Origin of the sequence: Maribacter sp. 4U21 (genome assembly GCF_002742365.1) — a bacterium.
GTDB lineage: Bacteria > Bacteroidota > Bacteroidia > Flavobacteriales > Flavobacteriaceae > Maribacter.
Genome location: NZ_MDGN01000062.1, coordinates 1 through 455, shown reverse-complemented (window position 1 = coordinate 455; position 455 = coordinate 1). Strand labels below are relative to the sequence as shown.

Below are 455 nucleotides of genomic sequence, written 5' to 3'. Positions count from 1 at the left end.
TACTGTAGAACTCACCGTAACTGACGATGCCGGACTTCAAGATACGGCAAGTATCACTATTGTAGTAGCAGCTAATACTGCTCCGGTAGCGGTCGCAAGTGCAGATGTAATGCAGGGTGAAGCACCGCTTGAGGTTAACTTTACGGGCGACCAATCTACCGATGACGATGTTGTAGTCGGCTATGCTTGGGATTTTGGTGATGGAACAAGTTCTACTCTAGCCAATCCGGCACATACCTTTACTGTGGCCGATACCTACACTGTTGTATTGACTGTTACGGATGAAGCTGGTGTAACAGATACTGCGAGCGTAACTATTGTAGCTACCAGGGCAAATGGAGCACCAATAGCTGTAGCTACTGCAGATGTTACGGAAGGCGAAGCTCCTTTAGAGGTGAGTTTTACGGGAAATCAATCTACGGATGATGTAGGTATTGTTACCTATGCTTGGAATT

1 protein-coding gene is annotated in these 455 nt (G+C 46.6%); it reads left to right on the top strand.

Annotated features, from left to right (window positions below; genetic code table 11):
- On the top strand, positions 1–455 hold a 455-nt coding region (locus BFP77_RS13205), incomplete at both ends, for a PKD domain-containing protein (RefSeq protein WP_143751908.1).